Here is a 19,985-nt window from a genome sequence, read left to right on the forward strand (position 1 = left end):
CGGGGGCCGGCACCTGCCGACCCCCGCAGCCGTATCCGACGCACGTCCCCACCAGCCCTGAACTCTGTGTCTTGACCTAGGAGCACCTGTGCCTGCAAAGCGGTCACACCTCATGTGGCCTCTGGCCGCCACCGTCACCCTGACCATGGCGGCCTCGACGCCGTCGGCCACCGCCCTCACCGGGCAACCCGCCGCGGAGCTGAACTTCACCGCCAAGATCAACATCGCGGAGAAGACCGCCTGCAGCGGCGCGCTCGTCGACCCGCTCTGGGTGCTGACGGCCAAGAGCTGCTTCACCGCCGCCGGCATACCCGCCGCCGGAACTCCGGGACTCACGACGACCGTGACCGTGGGCCGTACCGATCTGAACCAGCCCGGCGGCAGCGTCCAGCAGGCGAAGGAAGTCTTCGCGCACCCCGACCGGGACCTGGCCCTCATACGTCTCACCCAGCCGGTCACGGACCCCGGCGTCAAGCCCGTACGCCTCGCCACGACCCCCGCAGCAGCGGGCGAGCAGCTCACGAAGGCCGGGTTCGGCCGTACGAAGACCGAATGGGTGCCCGCCAAGCTCCACACCGGCACGTTCACCGTGTCCTCCACCACCGACACCGCCGTCGAGCTCGACGGCTCCGCCACGGCCACCGTCTGTCAGGGCGACGCCGGCAGCCCGGCCCTGCGCACCGTCGACGGGGCCCCCGAACTGGTCGCCGTCAACTCGCGCTCCTGGCAGGGAGGATGCCTCGGCACCAACCCCGCCGAAACACGGACCAGTGCTCTCGAGACCCGCGTCGACGACGTGAGCCCCTGGTTCCAGGATGTCAGGGCCAGCCGCCCGCTCAGCCGGCTCTACGCCATCGGCGGCGACAACCAGATCCACGCTTCCACCGGCACCTACGACACCGCCGGAGACTGGACCGCCTTCGCCCCCGTCCCCGGCAGCAGCGCCATGAAGCAGATCTCCGCCGTCACCATGGGCTCCCAGCTCCGCCTCTTCGCAGTCGGTACCGACGGGAGGATCCGCAGCGCCAACAACGACTACACGGCCGGAACCTGGACCGCGTTCAACCAGGTGCCGGGCAACAGCGCGATCACACAGGTCGCCGCCGCCACCACGGGTGACAAGGTCCGCCTCTTCGCCCTCAGCAGCGACGGCAAGATCTACACCGCCACCGGCGACTACACCGCCGGCACCTGGACCCCGTTCACGGCCGTCCCGGGCAACGGCTCCATCCAGCGCATCGCCGCTGTCGCTATGGGTGACAAGGTCCGCCTGTTCGCCGTCGGCGGCGACAAGCGGATCTACTCGGCCAACGGCGACATGACGACCGGGACCTGGAGCGCGTTCAACCCGATCGCCAGCAGCGGCATCAAGAACATCGCCGCCACCGCCATCGGCAACAAGCTCCACCTCTTCGCCGTCGGTAACGACGACAAGATCCACACCGCCTTGGGCGACTACACCGTCGGTACCTGGACACCATTCGCCACCATCGCCAGCAGCGGAATCAAGGACGTCACCGCCACCGCCATCGGCGACAAGGTCCGCCTCTTCGCCATCGGCAGCGACACCCAGATCTGGACCACCGACCGCAACCCCAACGGCGCCTGGAGCACCTTCACTCCCGTCCGCAGTAGCAGCATCAAGGACATCTCCTCCACCGCAACCGCCAACTGACACATCACGCTCTGGATGGTGCTCGACGACTCCGAGCGAGATCACTGGCAGTTCACACCAGACACGGGCATAGCCCGCACGCCTTCGGAATGTGCCGCGAGGACGCCGCCCCGGCCATGACCGGATGCGACCTCAGCGCGCACGAGACGCGAAAGGGCGACGCCTGGAGGAGCACGACCGTGTGCTGCTCGGCTCCGGCCGGGACTGCCCGCGCTGCGAGGAGAAGCAGACCGACCGCCGCGCTCAGCACCAGGCGGCCGCGGCCACGCAGCCGGCCTACGACGTTCCGGCAGCACCAGTAGCCCCGGGCGCGCTGCCCGCGCCGCGCCCGGCCGTCGTCCCCGCTCGGGAGCCGGAGTTCGCCGACGTCGAGCGCGGGCCGGTCCTGGGCTGGCGCAACCGCGCCGCCGCCGACGACCAACTGGGGTTCGACCAGATCGACCGGTACGGCGAGCTGTCGGCGCCGCGCCTGTTCACCCGGGCGTTCACCGCCCAGGTGCAGCGCCTGGCGAGCCTCGGGCACCTCGACCTCGGCTGCACCACCTTGGGGGCAGGCGTGAGCGGAGGCGAGACGTCCGGCGCCTGCCTGGCCCAGGTCGCGGTGCGGACCGAGACCGAGAGGGAGGCCGCCCGGAAGAACGGCACCGGCCCGAAGGCGAAGCGCTACGGGCCTGGCAGACGCTCACCACCAGCGCCTACGCATACGAGCTCGGCGCCATAGGCCCGCCCCCGCGCTCGACGACGGTGGCGGTGGTTGGACCGCCCCCATGTCCCTCGCCGGGCCCTCCGTCGGGCGGCCGTCCGGCGAGCATCCGGCCGGCCGGCCGACACCCGGGAATCGGGCGAATCCTTTCATCTCGTCCGTATAGGCTTGCGGGCGCGGAACCCGCTCCGCGCCCCCTGCCCCCGACCCCAGGAGACCCCTCGGTGACCATCTCGCTCGCCCCCACCGACCTGCCCACCCCCGCCGAGGCCCCCGAGGCCGCCGAGGCCGTCGAGGCCCCCGAAGCCTCCGGGACCGCGGTCGACACCGTCCTCGACTCCGGCGAGTGGGTCGAGCCCGCCGCGCAGGCCGTCGCCGAGTCCGTGGTCCGTGACGCCCGCGACTTCGGCGTGTACGCGCGGACCGGCGGCTGGGCCTTCGCGCTGAAGGTGGCCCGCAGCGTGCGGCCCGGTGGCCAGTCGGCCGAGGGGTCGGAGAAGGTGTCGGCGAAGGCGTTCGCGGAGCTGGCGGGCTGCTCCCCCGAGCGGGTCATGCGCTACTACAAGGCGTGGGACATGGCCGCCGACGACGGCCTGGTGCCGCAGTTCGAGGCGCTCGCCCCGGGCGCGGACGTCGAGCTGCCCGAGGCCGACGTCTGGCTGTCGTACTACTCGTCCCGCAACAGCGCGACCTCGGTGCGCGGGCACGCGATCACCGCCGCCGCCGAGGCGGAGGGCATCAAGCCGACCAAGGCCCTGGAGGTCGCCGAGAACCCGACGGCGCTGCGGGCCGCGATCCTCGCCGACCCGGGCACGGCCGAGGCGGCGCGCGGGGCGCTGCTCGACCGGATGAAGGAGGACCCGGCGCTGCAGACCGAGATGGCCCGGGCGATCGCCCGCACCGGCGACCTGAAGAAGGCGGTGGCGCAGGAGGCCAAGGCGGCGGACCGGATCGAGTTCGTCCGGCAGATCGCGGAGGGCGGCCAGGTCAGGACCCCGGCCGGGCAGACCGTCGCCGCGCCGCCCGAGCTGCGCGCCGAGGCGGAGCGGCACCTGTCGCTGATCGACGAGCTGGACGACGCCGAGGAGGCCGGTGAGTGGGCCGGTGAGGCGTACGAGTCGGTGAAGACGCTGGTCGCGCAGGCGGTCGAGGCGGATCCGGCACTGCGGGTGCAGGAGCGCCGGGCGAAGTTCTACAACAGCCTGCAGAAGGCGACGAAGGTGTTCGAGGAGCTGACCCTGGACGAGGTCCTGGAGGAGGACGTCGTCGAGGACGACATGCTCCAGCGCCTGGAGGCGCTCCAGGACGCGATCGGCGCCTGCATCAGCGCGCTGCGGAAGGCCACCACCCCCGAGTCCTGACCCGAGTACGGCCCGGCCCCCCGGGCACCGTGCCCCCGGTCCCCGTGCGGGCCGGGGGCACGGTCGTACGCGCGCGTGTGCCGTACGCGCTGCGCCCGGGCCCGTACCGCGCGAGACTGGGACGGGAAGGAGGCGGCCATGGCCGAGCAAGGCAGCAACGGCGGCGGTGCCGTCGTCCCCGACGAGTTCCGGGGTCTGGTCACGGAGTTCCGCGGTCTCCTGGAGCGGTATCCGGGCGCGGTACGGCACTTCTCGCTCGCCTATCACCCGGCGGGGCGGGACGAGACGTCCGGCCCGACGACCCTCACCGTGGGGTTCGTCCAGCCCGTCTTCGAGTGCTCGGAGATCGAGCCCGGCTTCGTCGTCTGCGAACGCGTCGACGAGCAGTGACCGGCACGACCCGGCACGACTCGGCACGACCCGGGACAGGAGCGACCATGTCCTATCCGTCCGGCCGCCTGGGCGAGGACCATGTCCGGGCCCTGAAGGAAGCGGCCCGGCTGATCCACCGGGCCCGTACCGAGGCCGCCGCCGTGCTGGCCAGATCGGGCCTCGACGAGACCCTCGCGGCCCCCGGCGCCCTGGAGATCTGCACCGGCGTCCAGTCGCCGGGTCCCCCGGTCCAGCCCTGCGGCTGTCCGGGGTTCCGCGGCGACTCCGATTTCTGCTACAGCCAGTACCGCGACTTCACCGGGCCCGACATCGGCGCGGGCGCGATCATCCGGGTCTGCGGGCATCCGCGGGACGCCCACGAGTCGTTCTGACGGCCGGGCGGCCCCTCAGTCCTCGTGGCCGAGCTGGAGGTCGCGCTCGGTGCGGCCGCCGCCCGCGACCTGGAGGACGGTGGCGACCGGCGGGTAGCCGGCGGCGATGACGGTGTACTCGCCGGACGACAGGTCGACGAAGCGGAAGCTGCCGTCGGGGCCGGTGGTGAGGGTGTCGACGACGTTGCCCGCCGCGTCGAGCAGGGTGACCCTGGCGTCCTCGACGGGGCGCCCGCCACCGGCCCGTACCGTGCCGCGCAGCACCGCGCCGCCCGCCAGCTCGATGTCCTGGCGGGTCTCCCGGGAGGACTGCACGCTGACCGGGAGCGCCGCCGGGCGGAAGGCCGGGGCGCTGGCGGCGAGGGTGTACTCGCCCGCGACCAGCTCGCCGATGACATAGCCGCCCTCGCGCCCGCTGCGGGTGGAGGCGACGACCTCGCCGCGGACGTCGGTGAGGGTGACGGCGGCGTCCCGGACCGGGGTGCCGTCGGCGGTAACGACGGTGCCCGCGAGGCGGCCCGCGCCGCCGAGGACGACGTCGAGGTCGACCGGGCGTTCCCCGACGGTGACGGAGACGGCCTGCGGCTGGTGGCCGCCGGCCGCGGCGATCAGCACGTACGCGCCGGGTCCCGGCACGCTCAGCGCGTACCGGCCGTCGTCGCCGCTCGCGCCGCGGCCGACCTGGCGGCCCCGCACATCGATCAGGGTGAGCGCGGCGCGCGGCACGCAACTGCCGTCGTGGTGCTGGACGGTGCCGCAGACGGGCACTCCGGCGAGCAGCGGCACGGTCGCCGTCCGGGTGCCCGGGTAGCCGTTGTCGTGGGGGGTGTACGGCGGGTACGGGGCGGGCTCGGCGTCGGCGCCCCGGGCGTGCGGCAGCGGGCTTGCGGGGGCCTCGGTGGCGGGGGTGTGGTGGGACACCAGCGGTTTCTCCTTGAGCAGGCAGGCGAGGACGAGGCCGAGCGCGAGCACCGGCACGAGGTAGAGGAAGATCCGCGGCATGGCGTCCGCGTACGCCTGGACGAAGGCGTCGCGCAGGACCGGTGGCAGCGCGTGGACGACCTGCGGGGTGATGGCGTCGGCGGGCGGCAGCGCGGTGGTGCCGTCGTGCGGCAGCCGGGCGGCGAGGGCGTCGTCGAGGCGGGCGGCGAACAGGGTGCCGAAGATCGCCGCGCCGACGCTGCCGCCGATCTGGCGGAAGTAGTTGTGGGCGCTGGTGGCGGTGCCGAGGTCGGCGGGGCGCACCGAGTTCTGCACGGCGAGCACCAGGACCGGCATGACGAGGCCGATGCCGAGGCCGAGGACGGCCTGCCAGAGGCTGTACTGGAGGCGCGGGGTGTCGGCGTCGAGACGGGAGAGCAGCCACATGCCGACGGTGGAGACGGCGCCGCCGACGATCGGATACACCTTGTAGTGGCCGGTGCGGCTGATGAGCTGGCCGGAGACGACGGAGGCGATGACGATGCCGCCCATCAGCGGCAGCATCAGCAGTCCCGACTCGGTGGCGGTGGCGCCCTCGACCATCTGCAGGAAGGTGGGCAGGTAGCTGGCGGCGCCGAACAGGGCGATGCCGACGACCGCGCCGACCAGGCCGGTGACCGCGAACACGGGGTCGCGGAACAGCCGCAGCGGGATGAGGGGTTCGGGCGCGAAGCGTTCGACGACGAGGAAGAGCACCGCGGCCAGCAGGGCTCCGACGCCGAGGCCGAGGATGGTCCGCGAGCCCCAGGCGTACTCGGTGCCGCCCCAACTGGTCAGCAGCACCAGGCAGGTGGAGGCGGCGGCGAGCAGCAGGGTGCCGAGCACGTCGAACCGGGCCCGGGCGGTGGGCCGGGGCAGTTTCAGGACGGCGGCGACGACGGCGAGGGTGAGCAGGCCGAAGGGCACGTTGAAGTAGAAGCACCAGCGCCAGGAGACGTGGTCGGTGAAGAATCCGCCGAGCAGCGGCCCCGCCACGGAGGCGAGTCCGAAGGCCGCGCCGATCAGGCCCATGTAGCGGCCGCGTTCCCGGGCGGGCACGATGTCGGCGATGATCGCCTGGACGCCGATCATGAGTCCGCCCGCACCGGCGCCCTGGATGGCGCGGAAGGCGATGAGCTGGTCCATGGTGTGCGACCAGCCGGCAAGCCCTGAGCCGATGACGAACACGACGATGGCGAAGAGGAAGACGCCCTTGCGGCCGAGCAGGTCGCCCAGCTTGCCGTAGACGGGCAGGCCGATGGTGGCGGTCAGCAGGTAGGCGGTGATCGCCCAGGACATCCGGTCCAGGCCCTGGAGTTCGCCGACGATCTTCGGCAGCGCGGTGGCCACGATCATCTGCTCCAGGGCCGCGAGGAGCAGCGCCAGCATCAGGCCGCAGAACACCAGGCGGACCCGGCGCGGGTCGAGCGGTGCCGGCTCGGGGGCGGCCGGATGCGGTGGCGGCGGCTGTTCGGCGGGCGGTTCGTCCGCGAGGAACAGGGCTGTGCTGTCACCGGCCTCGGCGGCCTTGGTCATGGTGCTCGCACCCATGTGCTGCTCCCCTCGTCACGGCGTCTGCGCGCGCCATTCTTCGCATTGGCCGCGAAGCGGGAGCAAGTCGGGCGGTGCGGTGGGAGGGTGGCGCGGCGGCGCCGGAACATCCCTGCGGGGAGGCGCACTTGGGGCGCTCATCAGGGCGTTTGCCGGAGAGTCCGCGACCCCCGAGTGCGCCGGGCGCTCTTGCGGGGGTCGCGGGGAAACCACTCGAATCGGTGACGAAACCGGGCGTTACTTCCCGGCTCCGGTTTCCCGAGGCTACTTCTCGACGCCAGTTCTCGACGCCAGTTCTCGATACTGCCTCTTGAGGCTACTTCTCGACCTCGGCGGCGAGGTTGGCGAGCACGGCGTCGTAGATGCGGCCGAGGCCCTTGGGGGCGAAGGTCTTCTCGAAGAAGCCGCCGATGCCGCCCGCGCCGTTCCAGACGGTGGAGACGACGGCCTTGGCGCTGCCCTCACCGGCCGGGGTGACAGTCCAGGTGGTCACCATGGAGGAGTTGCGGTCCTTCTCGACGAGCTGGCCGTCGGTGGGCTCGCTGACCTCCAGGAGGCAGTCGCGGACCCGCTTGCTGGTCGCCTGGAGCTTCCAGTGGACGAGGGTGCCCTCGCCGTCGCCGCCTTCGCGCACCTCGTACTCGCTGAAGTGCTCGGGGAGCAGCTTCCCGCGCGTGCCGCTGTAGTCGGCGAGAGCGTCGAACACCGTCTCCGCGTCGGCGGCGATGACCCGTTCCGTCGTGGCCTCGACCTGCGCCATTGACTTCCTCCAGCTCGATTTCGGTGATTCTCGTGGTGCCCACGGGGGATACGGGGCAAGCCAACCACCTGGGCGCCGGGGGGCGAAATCCGGGTTGCGGTGATCAAGGGAACAGATGTTCTATTCTGGGGTTCGCCCCGACCCCCGAGGAGGCGCCCGATGCGCTGGGACCATCTGGCCGACCGGGCCGCTACGGCCACCGGCCCCGCCACCCTGGCCGGATCCGCGCCGACCGGATCCGGTCCGGCCGGATCCACCGCGACCGCGGCCGGATCCACCGCGACCGGATCCACCGCGACCGCGGAAGGCCTGTTCGACGCGGACGCGGTCACCACCCGCACCTTCGACACCCCCGAGTTCCGGGGCATCACCTTCCACGAGGTCCGCGCCCGGTCGATCGTGAACCGGGTGCCGGGCGCCTCCCGGATGCCCTTCGAGTGGACGGTCAACCCCTACCGGGGCTGCACGCACGCGTGTGTCTACTGTTTCGCGCGCAAGACCCACAGCTATCTGGACCTCGACACCGGCATCGGTTTCGACTCGCAGATCGTGGTGAAGGTCAACGCGCCGCAGCTGCTGCGCGCCCAGCTCGGGTCGCGCCGCTGGCAGGGCGCCCACATCGCGATGGGCACCAATGTCGACTGTTACCAGCGGGCCGAAGGCCGGTACAGACTCATGCCGGGGATCCTGGAGGCGCTGCGGGACCACGCCAACCCGTTCTCGATCCTCACCAAGGGCACCCTGATCCTGCGCGACCTGGAGCTGCTGCGGCAGGCGGCCCGGGTGACCGAGGTCGGGGTGTCGGTGTCCGTCGGGTTCACCGACACCGAGCTGTGGCGCACCGTGGAGCCCGGCACCCCGGCCCCCGAGCGCCGCCTCGACGTGGTGCGGGCGCTCGCCGGGAGCGGCATCGGCTGCGGGGTCCTGATGGCCCCGGTGATCCCGTTCCTCGGCGACCGGCCGGAGCAGCTGCGGGCCACCGTCCGCGCCATCGCCGAGGCCGGGGCGACCTCGGTCACCCCGCTGGTGCTGCATCTGCGACCCGGGGCCCGCGAGTGGTTCTTCGACTGGCTGCGGCAGCACCATCCCGGGCTCGTGCCGCGGTACGAGCGGATGTACGCGGCCGGGGCCTACGCGCCGACCTGGTACCAGCGCCGGATCACCCGTCAGGTGCACGAGCTGGCGGCCGAGTTCGGGATCGGACCGCACCGCAGGGGCGACGGCACCGGCCGCCCGGAGCCGGCGCCGGTACCGCTCCCCGACCACCACGCGCGTGTGCCCGACGGGCCGGAACAGCTCACCCTGCTGTGAACACCACTCCCTTGACGGTGTGTCACGTGAGCTGAACGGGTCAACTCTCGCCCCGGACCGTCCCGGCGCACCCGTCACGGGGCACCGACGCCGTATGACACCCCGCGCAGGAATGCTGATCGCCGCTGGGGCCCTGGTCGCCGGGACGGTCACCGTCCTGCCCGCCACCGCCACCGCCGCGTCCGAACCCGAGCCGTCCGCCCGCCCGATCGCCCCGGTCACCTGGACCGACTGCCCGACCAAGGCGTATCCGAGGCTGCAGTGCGCCACCCTCCGGGTGCCGCTCGACCACGACGACCCGGCCGGGCGGAGCATCGCGCTCGCGCTCACCCGGGTCCCGCACACCGCGCGGGTCTCGCAGGGCCCGCTCCTGGTGAACCCGGGCGGCCCCGGCGGCAGCGGCCGGACCCTGGCCGGGTTCGTGGCCGCCGCGCTGCCGCCCAAGGTGGCCGCGGGCTACGACGTGATCGGCTTCGACCCGCGCGGCGTCGGCCGCAGCGAGCCCGCGCTCAACTGCCGCCCCGGGCACTTCGATCCGGTGCGTCCCGACTCGGTGCCCGGCGGCGCGGACGTCGAGCGTGCGGGCCTCGACCGGGCCCAGGCGTTCGCCAAGGCGTGCGGCGACAAGTACGCCGACGTCCTGCCGTACATCGACACCGTCTCCACGGCCCGCGACATGGACGCCATCCGCAAGGCGGTCGGCGCGCCGCGCCTCAGCTACCTCGGCTACTCCTACGGCACGTACCTCGGCGCCGTCTACGCCCGCCTCTACCCGGAGCGGGTGCGGCGGATGGCGCTCGACTCGGTCGTCAACCCGCAGGGCGTCTGGTACGAGGACAACCTGGCGCAGGACCAGGCGTTCGACACCCGGCACAAGGACTTCTCCGCCTGGGTGGCGCGCAACGACGCCAGTTACCGGCTCGGCACCGACCCGGCGGCCGTCGAGGCGGCCTGGTACCGGATGCGCGAGGAGCTGACGGTCACCCCGGCGGGCGGCAAGGTCGGTCCCGGCGAGCTGGAGGACACCTTCCTGCCAGGCGGCTACTACGACGGCTACTGGCCGAAGCTGGCGGCGGCGTTCTCGGCGTACGTCAACGAGCACGACAGCGGACCGCTGGTGCGGGCGTACGAGGAGTACGGGGCGGTCGACGCGGCGGCGGAGAACGGCTACTCGGTCTACACGAGCGTGCAGTGCCGGGACGCGTCCTGGCCGCGCGACTGGAGCGTGTGGCGCAAGGACAACTGGGAGACCCACGCCAAGGCGCCGTTCTCCACCTGGAACAACGCCTGGTACAACGCGCCGTGCGCGTTCTGGCCGGTGGAGTCGCTGACCCCGCCGGACGTCAGCAACGACCAGGTGGCGCCGGTGCTCATCCTGCAGGCCACGGACGACGCGGCCACCCCGTACGAGGGCGGCGTCGAGCTGCACCGCCTGCTGCGGGGCTCCCGGCTGGTCGTCGAGGAGGGCGGCGGCAACCACGGGGTGTCGCTGATGGGCAACACGTGCGTGGACGCCCATCTCGCGGCCTACCTGGGCACCGGGAAGCTGCCGCGCGGCGCGGCGGGCGCGGAGGCCGACGCGGTCTGCGAGACGACGCCGGAGCCGGTGCCCGCGAAGGCCGAGAAGGAAGCGAAGAACGAGAAGGCCGGGAAGGGCACGGAGGAGCGGGCGGCGGGGACGCCGGTGGCCGCGGTCTCGGACCCGGGCACCACGCTGCACGGGATGCTCGGGCACGTACGCCACGGCTGACCGGACTCCTCCGGGCCCCGCAGGGCCTCACGGGCCTCAGAGGCCCGCCAGAGCGGCCCTGGCCGCGTCGCCGAGCCTCGGGTGGGGCAGCGCCGCGGTCAGGGCCGTACGGGCTTCCGGGCCGCCGAGCGCGGCCAGGCCCTCGACGCAGGCGAGGCCGACCCGCCAGTGCGGGTCGGCCGGGTCGAGCCGTCGGCCGAGGACGGTGACGAGCGCGGGGACGCTCTCCGGGGCGCGCAGCGCGGCGAGCAGCCGGACCGGCAACAGCGCGTAGGCCACCCGGAGTTCGTTGGTGGCGAGGGTCGCGGCGGCGCGGGCGGTGCGCGGGTCGCCGAGCCGGGTCAGGGCGTGCGCGGCGGCCACGCAGCGTTCCGGGTCACGGTGGTTGAGGAGCAGCACCAGCGCCTCGAAGGCGCGCGGGTCGCGTTCGAGGCCGAGCCGGAAGGCGGCGATCTCGCGGGCCCAGAGCGGCTGCCCCGGTGCGGTGAGGACCCGGTGGAGTTCCTCCGTACCGGCGGGTCCGGCGAGTTCTTCGAATGCCGCCATTGCCGCGGGGACGTCGTCGGCGGTGTTTTCCACCTCTTCCCGCAAACGATCGATCATCGAGCAGAATTCGGGGTCCGCGGCGAAATTCATATTCCGAAGACTATCCGCGACCGGGATCACATCATTCCCAACTCCTGAGGACTGGCGCGCTCGTTACCCGGCGGTTAATCTCAGGTGAGCGGGTCACCCCCCGCAGCCACCCGACGGCCTGGTGACGCAGCCGTCGGGACAGTTCGTTCGGTTCGGCAGTTTTCGGCGTGACCCCGGGACAGGGTCCGTCGCCTCTTTCTCCGCTTTTTCGCGCGCCCTTCGGGCCCTCGTGGATCCTCGCGCCCCGCGCCGCCTCCGCCGTTCTCCCGCGGAGTTCTCGGCGTTCCGCGCCGCACCGCCTTCAGTCGTCACTCTTCCTCTCAGGAGTCCCCTGATGGACACCCCTCTCGCCACCATCGCCGTCGTCGGTCTCGGCACCATGGGCAGCGGCATCGCCGATGTCCTCGCCCGGGCCGGCCGCGAGGTCATCGGCATCGACATCGACGAGACCGCGGCCGCCCACGCCGTGGCCGCCCTGGAGGCGTCCACCGCCCGTGCGGTGGCCCGTGGGCGCATCACCGAGGAGGAGCGGCAGGACGTCCTGGCCCGCTTCCGCACCTACTCCGACCTCCAGGCGGCGGCCGCCGCCGACCTGGTGATCGAGGTGGTGCCGGAGTCGTACGAGACCAAGCACGAGGTCTTCCGGGCCCTCGACGGCATCGTCCGCCCCGACACCATCCTCGCCACCGGCACCAACGCCCTCTCGGTGACCCGGCTGGCCGCCGACTCGGCGCGCCCCGAGCGCGTCCTCGGCCTGCACTTCTTCACCCCCGTCCAGGCCATGAAGCTGGTCGAGGTGGTCTCCTCGGTGCTCACCGACCCGCGCGCGGTCGACGCCGTCACCCGGCTCGCCCAGGAGCTCGGCAAGGAGCCGGTCGCGGTCGGCGACCGGCCCGGATTCGTCGCCGACGGGCTGCTGTTCGGCTACCTCAACCAGGCCGCCGCGATGTACGAGGCCAAGTACGCGTCCCGGGAGGACATCGACGCGGCGATGAAGCTGGGCTGCGGGCTGCCGATGGGGCCGCTCGAACTGCTCGACCTGATCGGTGTCGACACCGCCCGTACCGTCCTTGAGGCCATGTACGCGGCCTCCCACGACCGGCTGCACGCGCCCGCGCCGATCCTGGGCCAGCTCAGCGAGGCGGGCCTGACCGGCCGCAAGTCCGGCCGCGGCTTCTACACGTACGAGGCGCCGGGCTCGGCGACCGTGGTCCGTGACGCGCTCACCCCGCAGGGGGCGGTCGGCACCGGCGCGGGCCGCGAGGTCCGGTCGGTCGGCGTGGCCGGTTCGGGCACGATGGCGTCCGGGATCGCCGAGGTGTTCGCCAAGGCCGGGTACGGGGTGGTGCTCGCCGCCCGTACCCAGGAGAAGGCCGACGCCGCCAAGGCGCGGATCGCGAAGTCGCTGGCCCGCTCGGTCGACAAGGGGCGGCTGACCGGCGAGGCGCGGGACGAGGCGCTCGCCCTGATCCGTCCGGCCGGTTCGCTGGACGCGTTCGCCGAGGTCGACCTCGCGGTGGAGGCGGTCGCCGAGGACCTGGCGGTCAAGCAGGAGCTGTTCGCCCGCCTGGACAAGATCTGCCGGCCGGGCGCGGTGCTCGCCACCACCACCTCGTCGCTGCCGGTGGTGGCCTGCGCCCGGGCCACCACCCGGCCCGAGGACGTCATCGGGATGCACTTCTTCAACCCGGCGCCCGCCATGAAGCTGGTCGAGATCGTCCGGACCGTGCTGACCGGCGACGACGTCCACGCGACCGTCCGCGAGGTCACCGCGCGGATCAGGAAGCACGGGGTGGACTGCGGCGACCGGGCCGGTTTCATCGTGAACGCGCTGCTCTTCCCGTACCTGAACAACGCGATCAAGATGGTCCAGGAGCACTACGCGTCGCTCGACGACATCGACGCGGCGATGAAGCTGGGCGGCGGCTACCCGATGGGGCCGTTCGAACTGCTCGACGTGGTCGGTCTCGACGTGTCGCTGGCCATCGAGAAGGTGCTGCACCGCGAGTTCCGCGACCCGGGCCTGGCTCCCGCGCCGCTCCTGGAGCACCTGGTGGCCGCGGGCTGCCTGGGCCGCAAGACCGGGCGCGGCTTCCGCGAATATGCCCGCCGCTGACCCTGGCCACGGCACATACCAGGGGTGGGGCGGGCTGCTCGGCCCGCCGGGCGTCCGGGGGCCCGTGCGGGGGCCCCTGGGCGCCGCTCCGGGGCCCCCGCCCCCACCTGGGCACACTCCCGCTCCGATGCAGTACGTTCGGGGCATGTCCAAGGCCGCCAAGACACCCCGTGCCACACCCGCGCCCGACGCCCAGGAGAGCGCGGCGGGCACCCGTGCCGCCGCCCAGCGGCTGAAAATGCGCCGCGAGCTGGCCGCGGCGGCGATGGAGCTGTTCGCCACCAAGGGCTACGAGGCGACGACGGTCGACGAGATCGCGGCGGCCGCCGGGGTGGCCCGGCGCACCTTCTTCCGGCACTTCCGGTCCAAGGAGGAGGCGATCTTCCCGGACCACGACGACACCCTGGTGCGGGCCGAGGCGGTGCTGAACGCGGCGCCGCCGCACGAGCATCCGCTGGACACGGTGTGCCGGGGCATCAAGGAAGTCATGAAGATGTACGCGGGGTCGCCCGCGGTCTCGGTGGAGCGCTACCGGCTCACCCGCGAGGTACCGACCCTGCGGGAGCGCGAGATCGCCTCGGTGGCCCGCTACGAGCGGCTGTTCACGCGGTATCTGCTCGGCCACTTCGACGAGCGGGACCACCACGACGGCAACGACGACCCGCTGCTCGCCGAGGTGGCCGCGTCCGCCGTGGTCACGGCGCACAACCATGTGCTGCGGCGGTGGCTGCGGGCGGGCGGGCAGGGCGACGTGGAGGGCCAGCTGGACCACGCGTTCGCGATCGTGCGGGACACCTTCGGTTCGGGCATCGGCGCCCGGCCGGTGCCCGCGGGCGGCACCCCGGGTGGTTCCGCGGGCGCTTCGGCGGCGGCCGAGGCGGGTCAGGTCCGGCCGGTCATGGCCGCGCCGCCAGGCGCGCCGGCGGGCGTTCCCGCGGGCGCGCCGGTGGTCGCCTCGACGACGGGTGACGTGGTGGTCGCCGTCGCCCGGACGGACGCACCGCTCGACGAGGTCATGCGGACCATCCAGAAGGCGCTCGGGAAGGGCTGAGCAGCCGCCCGAGCGGACTCGGACGAGGGTCGCAGGAGGGTCGTACGAGGGCCGTCCCCGGTTTTCCGGGGGCGGCCCTCGTCGTATCCGCCCAGTTCAGGCGGGTTTTCGATCGATCATCGCTCATTCGAGAACAGCAGATTGCATCTGAGAGAAATTGTTGGCACGCAGTGCCTTGTCACGTGACACGGCGTGCCATACGTTGAAGTCGTCCGAGCGGCCGGCGCGGTGGAGATCTCCTCGTGCGCCGGCTGTCCCCACAGGCGATCCTGCCCGTGCGCCCGGACGCCTGCGTCACAGGCACCTCCTGCGCCACACCCGGCGCCGCCATCGCACCACCGCGCCGAACCGACGGCACACCTCCACAGCAGCAACCCCGACGAAACCCTCAGCGCGTCCCCCGCAGGGACGCCGCACCGCCGGAGGCATCCCGTGAAGGACATCCTGGACGCGATCCAGTCGCCCGATTCCACCTCGGCCGACTTCGCCGCCCTCAAGCTCCCCGAGTCGTACCGCGCCGTCACCGTCCACAAGGACGAGGCCGAGATGTTCGCCGGGCTCGAGAGCCGCGACAAGGACCCCCGCACCTCGCTCCACCTGGACGAGGTCGCGCTGCCCGAGCTCGGCCCGGGCGAGGCCCTGGTCGCCGTCATGGCCAGCTCGGTCAACTACAACTCGGTCTGGACCTCGATCTTCGAGCCGGTCTCGACCTTCGGGTTCCTGGAGCGCTACGGGCGCCTCTCCGAGCTCACCAAGCGCCACGACCTGCCGTACCACGTCATCGGCTCCGACCTCGCGGGCGTGGTGCTGCGCACCGGCCCCGGCGTCAACTCCTGGAAGCCCGGCGACGAGGTCGTCGCGCACTGCCTGAGCGTCGAGCTGGAGTCCTCCGACGGCCACAACGACACGATGCTCGACCCCGAGCAGCGGATCTGGGGCTTCGAGACCAACTTCGGCGGCCTCGCCGAGGTCGCCCTGGTCAAGTCCAACCAGCTGATGCCGAAGCCCGGCCACCTCAGCTGGGAGGAAGCCGCGGCCCCCGGCCTGGTCAACTCCACCGCGTACCGTCAGCTGGTGTCCCGCAACGGCGCCGGGATGAAGCAGGGCGACAACGTCCTCATCTGGGGCGCCAGCGGCGGACTCGGCTCCTACGCCACGCAGTTCGCGCTGGCCGGCGGCGCCAACCCGGTCTGTGTCGTGTCCTCCCCCGAGAAGGCCGACATCTGCCGTGCCATGGGCGCCGAGGCGGTCATCGACCGCAACGCCGAGGGCTACAAGTTCTGGAAGGACGAGCAGAACCAGGACCCGCGCGAGTGGAAGCGGTTCGGCTCCAAGATCCGTGAGCTGACCGGCGGCGAGGACATCGACATCGTCTTCGAGCACCCGGGCCGCGAGACCTTCGGTGCCTCCGTGTACGTCACCCGCAAGGGCGGCACCATCACCACCTGCGCCTCGACCTCGGGCTACATGCACCAGTACGACAACCGCTACCTGTGGATGTCGCTGAAGCGGATCATCGGCTCGCACTTCGCCAACTACCGCGAGGCGTGGGAGGCCAACCGCCTGATCGCCAAGGGCAAGATCCACCCGACCCTGTCCAAGGTCTACTCCCTGGAGGAGACCGGCCAGGCCGCCTACGACGTGCACCGCAACCTGCACCAGGGCAAGGTCGGCGTCCTCGCGCTCGCCCCCGAGGAGGGCCTCGGCGTGCGGAACCCGGAGCTGCGGGCCCAGCACCTCGACGCCATCAACCGCTTCCGCAACGTCTGACCCCGGGAGCCGACATGACAGAGCGTCAGAATCCGCAGGGGCGGCGGGAGAAGGACCGGCCGTGGCTCATGCGGACCTATGCCGGCCACTCCACGGCCGAGGCGTCGAACGAGCTGTACCGGCGCAACCTCGCCAAGGGCCAGACCGGTCTCTCGGTGGCGTTCGACCTGCCCACCCAGACCGGCTACGACCCCGACCACATCCTCGCCCGCGGCGAGGTCGGCCGGGTCGGCGTGCCGGTCTCGCACCTCGGTGACATGCGGCGGCTGTTCCAGGACATCCCGCTGGAGCAGATGAACACCTCGATGACGATCAACGCCACCGCGATGTGGCTGCTGGCGCTCTACCAGGTGGTCGCCGAGGAGCAGGGCGCGGACATCACCCAGCTCCAGGGCACCACCCAGAACGACATCGTCAAGGAGTACCTCTCGCGCGGGACGCACGTCTTCCCGCCGGGACCCTCGCTCCGGCTGACCACCGACATGATCGCGTACACCGTCAGCAACATCCCGAAGTGGAACCCGATCAACATCTGCAGCTACCACCTGCAGGAGGCGGGCGCCACGCCGGTGCAGGAGATCGCGTACGCGATGTCCACCGCGATCGCCGTCCTCGACGCCGTCCGCGACTCGGGCCAGGTCCCGCCGGAGCGGTTCGGCGAGGTCGTCGCCCGGATCTCGTTCTTCGTGAACGCCGGCGTCCGGTTCATCGAGGAGATGTGCAAGATGCGCGCCTTCGGCCGCATCTGGGACACCGTCACCCGGGAGCGGTACGGCATCGAGAACGCCAAGCAGCGCCGCTTCCGGTACGGCGTCCAGGTCAACTCGCTCGGTCTGACCGAGGCCCAGCCGGAGAACAACGTCCAGCGGATCGTCCTGGAGATGCTGGCCGTCACCCTCTCCAAGGACGCACGCGCGCGTGCCGTGCAGCTGCCCGCCTGGAACGAGGCCCTGGGCCTCCCCCGGCCCTGGGACCAGCAGTGGTCGCTGCGCATCCAGCAGGTCCTCGCGCACGAGTCGGACCTCCTGGAGTACGAGGACATCTTCGCCGGTTCGCACGTCATCGAGGCCAAGGTGGGCGCCCTGGTCGACGAGTGCCTGGCCGAGATCGAGCGGATCCAGGAGATGGGCGGCGCGATGGCCGCCGTCGAGTCCGGCTACCTGAAGGCGCAGCTGGTCTCCTCGCACGCCGAGCGGCGGGCCCGGATCGAGTCCGGCGAGGAGAAGATCATCGGCGTCAACATCTTCGAGACCACCGAGCCCAGCCCGCTCACCTCGGACCTGGACACCGCGATCCAGACCGTCGACCCGGCCGTCGAGGCCCGGGTGGTCACCGCGCTGGCCCGCTGGCGCGCCGAGCGGCAGGAGTCCAGCGACCGGCAGGGCAACGGCGACCCGTTCGTCTTCCCCACCGTCCGGCAGGCCCTCGACCAGCTGAAGGAGGCCGCCAAGGGCACCGAGAACCTGATGGAGGCCACCCTGGAGTGCGCCAGGGCCGGTGTCACCACCGGTGAGTGGGCCGGGGCGCTGCGCGAGGTGTTCGGCGAGTTCCGGGCCCCGACCGGGGTGTCGTCGGCGCCGGTCGCGGTGCCCGCCGAGGTGGGCTCGCCGCTCGCCGAGGTGCGCCGCAAGGTCGAGCTGACCGCCCGGGACATGGGCGTCGGCAAGCTCCGCTTCCTGGTCGGCAAGCCGGGCCTGGACGGGCACTCCAACGGCGCCGAGCAGATCGCCGTACGGGCCCGCGACGCCGGGTTCGAGGTGGTCTACCAGGGCATCCGGCTGACCCCCGAACAGATCGTGGACGCCGCCGTCGAGGAGGACGTGCACGCGGTCGGCCTGTCCATCCTGTCCGGCTCGCACGCCCAGCTGGTGCCGGACGTGCTCGACCGGCTGCGCCTGGCGGGCGCGGCCGACATCCCGGTCGTCGTCGGCGGGATCATCCCGAACGCCGACGCCGAGGAGCTCAGGGCGGCCGGCGTGGCCGCCGTCTTCACCCCCAAGGACTTCGGCATCACCGGGATCATCGGCCGTATCGTCGACGAGATCCGCAAAGCGAACCAGCTCGACCCCCTGGAGGTCCCCGCATGACCAGCCCTGCTTCCCCCGTGAACCGGCTGCGCCCCCGCCGCTCCTGCCTGGCGGTCCCCGGCTCCAACCCGCGCTTCCTGGAGAAGGCCCAGGGCCTCGCCGCCGACCAGGTCTTCCTCGACCTGGAGGACGCGTGCGCGCCGCTGGCGAAGCCGGACGCCCGGCACACCATCGTGAAGTTCCTCAACGAGGGCGACTGGACCGGCAAGACGCGGGTCGTGCGGGTCAACGACTGGACCACCCACTGGACCTACCGTGACGTGGTGACGGTGGTCGAGGGCGCCGGGCAGAACCTCGACTGCATCATGCTGCCGAAGGTGCAGAACGCCGAGCAGATCGTGGCCCTCGACCTGCTGCTCACCCAGATCGAGAAGACCATGGGCTTCGAGGTCGGGAAGATCGGCATCGAGGCGCAGATCGAGAACGCCCAGGGCCTGGTCGAGGTCAACGCCATCGCGCGGGCCTCGCAGCGGGTGGAGACCATCATCTTCGGCCCGGCCGACTTCATGGCCTCGATCAACATGAAGTCCCTTGTGGTGGGCGAGCAGCCGCCCGGCTACCCGGCGGACGCGTACCACCACATCCTGATGAGCATCCTGATGGCGGCGCGCGCCAACAACCTCCAGGCGATCGACGGCCCGTACCTGCAGATCCGCAACCAGGAGGGCTACCGGGCGGTCGCCCAGCGGGCCGCCGCCCTCGGTTTCGACGGCAAGTGGGTGCTGCACCCGGACCAGGTCGCCGCGGCGAACGAGATCTTCTCGCCCTCGCAGGAGGACTTCGACCACGCCGAGCTGATCCTCGACGCGTACGACTACTGCACGTCCGAGGCCGGCGGGAAGAAGGGTTCGGCGATGCTCGGCGACGAGATGATCGACGAGGCGTCGCGCAAGATGGCGCTGGTGATCTCCGGCAAGGGCCGGGCCGCCGGGATGACCCGTACCAGCTCGTTCGAGATCCCGGAGGCCTGAGTCCCATGCAGTTCGGCCGCACCTACGAAGAGTTCGAGATCGGCGCCGTCTACAAGCACTGGCCCGGGAAGACGGTCACCGAGTACGACGACCACCTCTTCTGTCTGCTGACGATGAACCACCATCCGCTGCACCTGGACGCGAACTACGCGGAGAACACCACCGACTTCAAGCGGAACGTGGTCGTCGGCAACTACGTCTACTCGCTGCTGCTCGGCATGTCGGTGCCGGACGTCTCCGGGAAGGCGATCGCCAACCTGGAGATCGAGTCGCTGCGGCACGTGGCGCCGACCTTCCACGGCGACACCATCTACGGCGAGACCACGGTCCTGGACAAGACGCCCTCGCGGTCCAAGAGCGACCGGGGCATCGTCCACGTCGAGACCAAGGGCTACAAGCAGGACGGCACGCTGGTGTGCGTGTTCCGCCGCAAGGTGATGGTCCCGACGGCCGAGTACATCGACGCGCGCGGCGGCGAGCAGCCCGGCCGCCCCGAGCTGAAGGAACAGGGGAAGTAAG

General features: G+C 71.9%; 16 protein-coding genes. 13 read left to right on the forward strand and 3 right to left on the reverse strand.

The window, feature by feature from the left end:
• The first annotated feature begins 112 nt into the window (after positions 1–112).
• The 5 genes from ACIPXM_RS27925 to ACIPXM_RS27945 all read left to right on the forward strand — a co-directional run bounded on the left by ACIPXM_RS27925 (position 113) and on the right by ACIPXM_RS27945 (position 4,503).
• Entirely contained in the window at positions 113–1,675 is a 1,563-nt protein-coding gene (locus ACIPXM_RS27925) for a trypsin-like serine protease (RefSeq protein WP_401660780.1), read from the forward strand.
• A gap of 181 nt (positions 1,676–1,856) precedes the next feature.
• The gene (locus tag ACIPXM_RS27930) at positions 1,857–2,396 is read left to right on the forward strand and encodes a hypothetical protein (RefSeq protein ID WP_401660783.1); all 540 of its coding nucleotides are present in this window, start codon (positions 1,857–1,859) and stop codon (positions 2,394–2,396) included.
• A gap of 206 nt (positions 2,397–2,602) precedes the next feature.
• Entirely contained in the window at positions 2,603–3,739 is a 1,137-nt protein-coding gene (locus ACIPXM_RS27935; RefSeq protein ID WP_401660785.1) for a hypothetical protein, read from the forward strand.
• 138 nt (positions 3,740–3,877) lie between these two features.
• Complete coding sequence (locus ACIPXM_RS27940; protein ID WP_401660787.1) at positions 3,878–4,129, forward strand: hypothetical protein; 252 nt, start codon at positions 3,878–3,880, stop codon at positions 4,127–4,129.
• A gap of 47 nt (positions 4,130–4,176) precedes the next feature.
• Complete coding sequence (locus tag ACIPXM_RS27945; protein WP_401660789.1) at positions 4,177–4,503, forward strand: DUF6422 family protein; 327 nt, start codon at positions 4,177–4,179, stop codon at positions 4,501–4,503.
• Between the two features lie 15 nt (positions 4,504–4,518).
• Here the strand turns inward: ACIPXM_RS27945 and ACIPXM_RS27950 are convergent, their stop codons facing one another.
• Together ACIPXM_RS27950 and ACIPXM_RS27955 are read right to left on the reverse strand one after the other, a co-directional pair.
• On the reverse strand, positions 4,519–7,014 hold the full coding sequence (locus tag ACIPXM_RS27950; RefSeq protein ID WP_401660792.1) for an MFS transporter: 2,496 nt from the start codon (positions 7,012–7,014) through the stop codon (positions 4,519–4,521).
• A 316-nt stretch (positions 7,015–7,330) separates the two neighbouring features.
• A complete protein-coding gene (locus tag ACIPXM_RS27955) occupies positions 7,331–7,774 on the reverse strand; it encodes an SRPBCC family protein (protein WP_401660794.1) in 444 nt (147 codons plus the stop codon).
• Between the two features lie 159 nt (positions 7,775–7,933).
• Between ACIPXM_RS27955 and ACIPXM_RS27960 the strand changes: the two genes are divergently transcribed.
• Positions 7,934–9,085, forward strand: coding sequence for an Rv2578c family radical SAM protein (locus ACIPXM_RS27960; protein ID WP_401660796.1), 1,152 nt, complete (start codon positions 7,934–7,936; stop codon positions 9,083–9,085).
• Between the two features lie 94 nt (positions 9,086–9,179).
• A complete protein-coding gene (locus ACIPXM_RS27965) occupies positions 9,180–10,835 on the forward strand; it encodes an alpha/beta hydrolase (protein WP_401660798.1) in 1,656 nt (551 codons plus the stop codon).
• 36 nt (positions 10,836–10,871) lie between these two features.
• Here ACIPXM_RS27965 and ACIPXM_RS27970 read toward each other — a convergent pair whose 3' ends face one another.
• A complete protein-coding gene (locus ACIPXM_RS27970) occupies positions 10,872–11,471 on the reverse strand; it encodes a HEAT repeat domain-containing protein (RefSeq protein ID WP_401660801.1) in 600 nt (199 codons plus the stop codon).
• Between the two features lie 334 nt (positions 11,472–11,805).
• Between ACIPXM_RS27970 and ACIPXM_RS27975 the strand changes: the two genes are divergently transcribed.
• The 6 genes from ACIPXM_RS27975 (at position 11,806) to ACIPXM_RS28000 (ending at position 19,984) form a co-directional block, all read left to right on the forward strand.
• Positions 11,806–13,587 (forward strand): 3-hydroxyacyl-CoA dehydrogenase family protein, encoded by a 1,782-nt coding sequence (locus ACIPXM_RS27975; protein ID WP_401660804.1) that lies wholly within the window; start codon positions 11,806–11,808, stop codon positions 13,585–13,587.
• A gap of 145 nt (positions 13,588–13,732) precedes the next feature.
• The gene (locus ACIPXM_RS27980; RefSeq protein WP_401660806.1) at positions 13,733–14,638 is read left to right on the forward strand and encodes a TetR family transcriptional regulator; all 906 of its coding nucleotides are present in this window, start codon (positions 13,733–13,735) and stop codon (positions 14,636–14,638) included.
• A gap of 432 nt (positions 14,639–15,070) precedes the next feature.
• Positions 15,071–16,408: a crotonyl-CoA carboxylase/reductase gene (gene ccrA / locus ACIPXM_RS27985; RefSeq protein ID WP_401660809.1), complete on the forward strand. Its 1,338-nt coding sequence runs from the start codon at positions 15,071–15,073 to the stop codon at positions 16,406–16,408.
• A 14-nt stretch (positions 16,409–16,422) separates the two neighbouring features.
• The gene (locus ACIPXM_RS27990) at positions 16,423–18,495 is read left to right on the forward strand and encodes a protein meaA (RefSeq protein ID WP_401660812.1); all 2,073 of its coding nucleotides are present in this window, start codon (positions 16,423–16,425) and stop codon (positions 18,493–18,495) included.
• Complete coding sequence (locus ACIPXM_RS27995) at positions 18,492–19,466, forward strand: HpcH/HpaI aldolase/citrate lyase family protein (protein WP_401660815.1); 975 nt, start codon at positions 18,492–18,494, stop codon at positions 19,464–19,466. The genes ACIPXM_RS27990 and ACIPXM_RS27995 overlap by 4 nt, the downstream gene beginning before the upstream one ends.
• A 5-nt stretch (positions 19,467–19,471) precedes the next feature.
• The gene (locus ACIPXM_RS28000; protein ID WP_401660817.1) at positions 19,472–19,984 is read left to right on the forward strand and encodes a MaoC family dehydratase; all 513 of its coding nucleotides are present in this window, start codon (positions 19,472–19,474) and stop codon (positions 19,982–19,984) included.
• Position 19,985: the final 1 nt, after the last annotated feature.

It is taken from the genome of Streptomyces sp. NPDC090025, from assembly GCF_044748125.1.
Classification (GTDB): domain Bacteria; phylum Actinomycetota; class Actinomycetes; order Streptomycetales; family Streptomycetaceae; genus Streptomyces.

Excerpts from the sequence above, each read along its gene's own strand:
- ACIPXM_RS27925 (WP_401660780.1), top strand. The coding sequence starts at position 113 with ATGTGGCCTCTGGCCGCCACCGTCACCCTGACCATGGCGGCCTCGACG.
- ACIPXM_RS27940 (WP_401660787.1), top strand. The coding sequence starts at position 3,878 with ATGGCCGAGCAAGGCAGCAACGGCGGCGGTGCCGTCGTCCCCGACGAG.
- ACIPXM_RS27945 (WP_401660789.1), top strand. The coding sequence starts at position 4,177 with ATGTCCTATCCGTCCGGCCGCCTGGGCGAGGACCATGTCCGGGCCCTG.
- ACIPXM_RS27950 (WP_401660792.1), bottom strand. The coding sequence starts at position 7,014 with ATGGGTGCGAGCACCATGACCAAGGCCGCCGAGGCCGGTGACAGCACA.
- ACIPXM_RS27955 (WP_401660794.1), bottom strand. The coding sequence starts at position 7,774 with ATGGCGCAGGTCGAGGCCACGACGGAACGGGTCATCGCCGCCGACGCG.
- ACIPXM_RS27960 (WP_401660796.1), top strand. The coding sequence starts at position 7,934 with ATGCGCTGGGACCATCTGGCCGACCGGGCCGCTACGGCCACCGGCCCC.
- ACIPXM_RS27965 (WP_401660798.1), top strand. The coding sequence starts at position 9,180 with ATGACACCCCGCGCAGGAATGCTGATCGCCGCTGGGGCCCTGGTCGCC.
- ACIPXM_RS27970 (WP_401660801.1), bottom strand. The coding sequence starts at position 11,471 with ATGAATTTCGCCGCGGACCCCGAATTCTGCTCGATGATCGATCGTTTG.
- ACIPXM_RS27975 (WP_401660804.1), top strand. The coding sequence starts at position 11,806 with ATGGACACCCCTCTCGCCACCATCGCCGTCGTCGGTCTCGGCACCATG.
- ACIPXM_RS27980 (WP_401660806.1), top strand. The coding sequence starts at position 13,733 with ATGTCCAAGGCCGCCAAGACACCCCGTGCCACACCCGCGCCCGACGCC.
- ACIPXM_RS27990 (WP_401660812.1), top strand. The coding sequence starts at position 16,423 with ATGACAGAGCGTCAGAATCCGCAGGGGCGGCGGGAGAAGGACCGGCCG.
- ACIPXM_RS27995 (WP_401660815.1), top strand. The coding sequence starts at position 18,492 with ATGACCAGCCCTGCTTCCCCCGTGAACCGGCTGCGCCCCCGCCGCTCC.
- ACIPXM_RS28000 (WP_401660817.1), top strand. The coding sequence starts at position 19,472 with ATGCAGTTCGGCCGCACCTACGAAGAGTTCGAGATCGGCGCCGTCTAC.